This window comes from Pseudoalteromonas sp. TB25, assembly GCF_000497995.1.
Lineage (GTDB): Bacteria > Pseudomonadota > Gammaproteobacteria > Enterobacterales > Alteromonadaceae > Pseudoalteromonas > Pseudoalteromonas distincta.
On record NZ_AUTI01000133.1, the window covers coordinates 1 to 5,119 of the forward strand.

Consider the following 5,119-nt stretch of genomic DNA (forward strand, 5'->3'; position numbering starts at 1 on the left):
GATAAACGTGAAAACCTTGGCGAAAAAATTGGCGGTTTTTTACCTTACCTACTTATTCCATTAGTATTGATGGGGGCAACTTATCCCGCTATTGATTTAGGCGCTGGCGAAAAAGAACGGGGCACACTAGAAACACTCCTACTTACACCTATTACGCGTACAGAGCTGGTGCTTGGTAAATTTATAACCTTGTTAACTACATCCATTGCCTCCACAACCATAACCGTCTTAAGTATGGGCTGTTGGATAGCATTGGCGCTCGCATTTGCCGATCTTGATTTTATTAAAGCCGCGTTTAGTACATTAGCAGTTACCGATTTACTTATGATATTTGTACTATTATTACCTGTTGCAGCTATATTTTCGGCCTTAGCTCTGGCTATATCTATCTATGCTCGCACGTTTAAAGAAGCGCAGAATTATATGGCACCACTTAGTATGGGCGTATTTTTCCCGATTATTATTTCAATAATGCCAAATATGGAACTAACTGCTAAAACAGCATTCATTCCTGTTACAAACGTAGCATTAGCAATTAAAGAAATAGTAAAAGGGACTGTTGATTACACATTTGTAGGCTTAATATTTTTAGCCACTGCAATCATTGCTGCTGGACTATTGGCATTTTGTGTTAAGTGGTTTAACAGAGAAGATGTGCTATTTAGATAATGTACATAAAGGGTTTTAAGAATATATAAAAGGTAGCAATTGCTACCTTTTATACTTTGAAGCGATTAATAGTTAAAATAGCTCATTTATTAATTTTGTAAGCCAATATTTTTTAACCCATTCATTTAAAATTCACATAAGGGTTGTGCTCTAAATAAAACTAATGATTTAGTCTTTTTATTATAAAAATTATAACGATAACTGATTAGTTAGAGGGTCCAATTCTCTCTTTAATACTCTATACTAATAACAATAAAAACTTATGGTGAAGGTAAATGTTAAAAAAGAATATTTTTTTGAACGTGACAAAAAATAATAACTTAATGCTTGTTGCAACAATAATATTTGTTCTTATAGCTTTACCATCTCTGTATTTGTTCGATCAAAAAGTAAGAAGTGATGTTTATAATTCAGCTCAAATAGAATTAAAGCGTGAACTTGAAACAAAGAGCTATTCATTAAAAAAACATCTTAAAGACAGTGTTACCGCCATTCGTTTTTTAGATGCTACACCACCAATACAAGGCATTACCCGCGCTAAAGAAAATAAACTAATTGATCCTGTTCTCGGTACGCCAATAGATGTTTGGCAAGAGCGCTTAGCAAGTATTTTTACTGGTTTTATGCAGACCGATGACAGTATTTTGCAAGCTCGCTATATTATGCTCGAAGATGGTGGGCAAGAGATTGTTAGAGTTGACCGAAATCAACTTGGAGAGATTAGTCGACTACAAGGTCTGCAATTACAAAAAAAAGGTCAACGCGATTACATAATCAAAGCAAGCATGCTTGATAAGAAAAGTGTCTATATTTCTCCAATTAACTACAACCGTGAAAATGGACAGATACAAGAACCTTATATAAGCACTTTTCGTGTTGCTAAGCCTGTTTTTGATGAAAATAATAAAATATTTGCAATATTAGTTACTAATTACTTTGCGGATAAATTACTTGAAGATTTAACAGTTGAATCTCCACAAGGGACGCAGATTTACCTTATGAATAATGAAGGTGAATTTTTATATCATCCAAACCCTCAACTTCGATTCCGTTTTGAATTTAATAAAACTAAAACATGGTCTGAAGAATTCTCTACTGCAACCACCATGACAGAGCAAGGCACTTTACCAATAAGTAATTATCCAGTGGCTTACACTTTAAAAAAACGAATTTCGTTTGAGGGTGATATAGCCATGCTACCTTTAGAGCTTGGTGTAAGTGTTGATACAAAAACATTGTTTGCAAAGGTGAATGAGAGACGTCAAAACTTTATTGCAATGTTAGTGGTATTTTTTAGCATATTTTTAGTTATTGCTTTTTTATACCAACGCTTTATAAACCGTAAGCTATTAATTAATTCTCTAAAAGAGCAAAACAATAAAGTAATAGAAAATTCTTTGGATGCTATTTTTACAATTGAGCAAAACGGCGAAATTGTTCACTTTAATAATACCGCTAAAGAGGTTTTTGGTAGTTCAATTTCAGGCACTAATCCTGATTTTGTTTCGCTGTTTAATTTAAACGACGCAGACACTAATTGTATACAAGAGACTATTACAAACGGTTCAAAAATGCCGTTTGAAGCTATCTACACAGATGGTTATGGCAACAAACAATACTTTTCTATCACGCTTAGTAGTATTTTTGACGTATATAATAACCGTTATCAGGTAGCGGCTATTTTAAGAAATATTAGCTCATTAAAAAATACGCAATCAGAGCTCGAAGCGTTAAACAGTACTCTGGAGCTAAAGGTTTCACAAAGGACCATTGAACTAGAACGTGCAATTGACCAAGCATTAGCAGCAAGCCAAGCAAAAAGTGACTTTGTAGCAAATATCTCTCACGAAATACGCACACCAATGAATGGCGTACTAGGGATGCTTGAAATGCTCAAAGAAGATGGCTTAACCGATCAACAATACCATTATTTAAAACTAGCAAATAGCAGTGCTAATTCATTGATGAATCTGATTAACGATATTCTTGATTTTTCTAAAATTGAAGCAGGTAAGCTTGATATTGATAACCATACATTTGATGTTGTGACAGTATGTAGCGATATGATTAGCTCTTTAGCTTTACAGGGCCAACGCAAAGGTCTTGAAGTATTTTTAGATACTAAAGATGTAGTAGACAGAATGGTTATTGGCGACAGCCATCGACTTAAACAAATTTTAATTAACTTAGTTAATAATGCATTTAAATTTACCCACCGAGGTGAAGTAAGTTTAACTGTCGGTTCTAAGTACATAACTGACTCAAAATTATTAATGAGCTTTACAATAAAAGATACCGGAATTGGTATAGCGCCTGAAAACATAGACAAACTATTTGAAGTATTTACACAAGAAGATTCAAGTACAACCCGTCATTTTGGTGGTACAGGCTTAGGCTTATCTATATGTAAAAAACTTGCTCAGTTAATGGGTGGTAATATTACGGTTATAAGTAAAAAGGGCGCGGGTAGTACCTTTACCGCAACGGTTGAGCTACACGTTGCACAAGAGAAAAAATTAAACACAGGTATAGAGCTTGCTACAAGTATCAACGTAGCTGCATTAATAGCGCGCGATAACGTTTATAAAAACGTATGCGACTTATTGTTATTAACCTGCAAAGTAAAAGCAGAAAACATTGTACGACTTGACTACTTTAGTGAGCACAAAGAGTTTGAAGCTGACTTATTATTGATTGACGATGAGCATCCTCAAATTGATGCCCTTATTGATTATTGTAAACAGTTTAATAAAAAGTACGTCTTAATTTTACGCGACATGGTGACCGATAAACCGACTAAAATGATATTACCTGAGGGTAGCCACATTCTAAATAAACCGCTTACCCAAGATCAATTTAGCTATAAGTTAGCCAGCTTATTTGGTGCCAGTAATGATTGCATTATAGCGCCACCAAAAGGCTTGGAAGAGGAACAAGTAGAGCCTGACCTATCTGCGTATCATGTATTATTAGTTGACGATAATATGATAAACATTGAAGTAGCTAAGGCAATATTAAAACGTACTAAAGTAAAAATCACTTGTGCGTCAGACGGTATAGAAGCCTTAGAAGCACTGAGAGAAAACGAAGAGCAAGCTTTTGATGTTATTTTAATGGATTGCCAAATGCCTAATTTAAATGGCTATGATACAACAAGTGAAATCAGAAATAGTAAGGCCGAGGTAGATTATACTCACATACCGATTATCGCTATGACAGCGAGTGCGATGGAAGGTGATAGAGAGCGTTGTTTAGCTGCTGGAATGAACGACTACATTACTAAACCAATTAAACCACAAACTTTAAAAGACAAGCTAATTACTTGGTTAAGTTAATCGTTTTGAAAATCAGCTGCTAAGCAGCTGATTTTTTTGGTTTGGTATTTGTTGACGTATTTAAAGGCGTGTTAAGAATAGCTATGTCTGCGCTATCGAGTATAAATTGTGTATCTGACCAATGTAGTAATTCTATCTTTCCATCTTGCTGCTCTACAAGCGCAGTACAGCTCTCAATCCAATCACCATCGTTACAGTACATAATACCGTCATCCACTTTAATTTTGGGATGGTGAATGTGTCCACAAATAATACCGTCTACGTTTTGTTTTTTAGCTTCATGAACTGCGGCATCTTCAAAGGCACTAATCGCTTCTCGAGCTTTGTGTACCCGAGCTTTTATCCACGATGCAAGCGAGTAGTAGTTACCACCAAATATTTTACGTATACGATTGGTCCAGCGATTTAAAAATAATAAAAAGTCGTATCCTGCATCCCCCGCAATACTAACAAGTTTGTTATAACGAGTCGCTGAATCAAAGTCGTCGCCGTGTATAAGTAAAAACCGTTTATTAGCTTTAGTGGTGTGAATAAACTGCTGGTGGATTTCAACACCAAATAATGTTTGATTTATATAGTTTCTAAACGCTTCATCATGATTACCGGGAATATAAATGACACGTGTACCGCTAGCTGCTTTTGTTTGTATGCAGTTTAATACTTCATAATGAGAAGGGTGCCAATAAAACTGTCGCTTCATTGACCATAAGTCAATAATATCACCCACTAAATAAAGTGTGTCAGATTCTACCGAGTTTAAAAAATCAAGTAAGTAATCAGCTTTACAATCTTTGTAACCTAAATGAACATCAGATATCCAAATGGCTGGATAATGTTGTTTTTTACGCAGTTGATTGTTTGTCATGCCCGTCATCCATAGTGTAATAATTAAACACTGTAGATAAATCTAATGACACTTATGAGACACTTTAGCGAAGCCTCCATGACAATTTATACCAAGGCCGTAATTAAATGATTTCTACAAAGCTAGGAAAGGTGAGTCATTGAGCAGCTATTATTACGTATTGCTATTAATCGCGCATAAAAAAGGCCGCATTTTAAATGCGGCCTTTTAGTCTATTTTGAGCGTGCGTGTTATTAACCTTTAACAGCCG

At 35.1% G+C, this 5,119-nt stretch carries 3 protein-coding genes; 2 read left to right on the forward strand and 1 reads right to left on the reverse strand.

What is annotated here, in order from left to right; genetic code table 11:
• The coding region (locus L652_RS0102900) for an ABC transporter permease subunit (RefSeq protein ID WP_024603266.1) at window positions 1–669 on the forward strand (669 nt) is incomplete at its 5' end.
• 275 nt (window positions 670–944) lie between these two features.
• Window positions 945–4,004, forward strand: a complete 3,060-nt coding sequence (locus tag L652_RS0102905) for an ATP-binding protein (protein ID WP_024596857.1) — start codon at window positions 945–947, stop codon at window positions 4,002–4,004.
• A gap of 19 nt (window positions 4,005–4,023) precedes the next feature.
• Here the strand turns inward: L652_RS0102905 and L652_RS0102910 are convergent, their stop codons facing one another.
• Window positions 4,024–4,869: a UDP-2,3-diacylglucosamine diphosphatase gene (locus L652_RS0102910; RefSeq protein WP_024596856.1), complete on the reverse strand. Its 846-nt coding sequence runs from the start codon at window positions 4,867–4,869 to the stop codon at window positions 4,024–4,026.
• Window positions 4,870–5,119: the final 250 nt, after the last annotated feature.

Bases quoted from the DNA above. Each gene is read 5' to 3' on its own strand.
- L652_RS0102910 (WP_024596856.1), bottom strand. From the start codon at position 4,869: ATGACAAACAATCAACTGCGTAAAAAACAACATTATCCAGCCATTTGG.
- L652_RS0102905 (WP_024596857.1), top strand. From the start codon at position 945: ATGTTAAAAAAGAATATTTTTTTGAACGTGACAAAAAATAATAACTTA.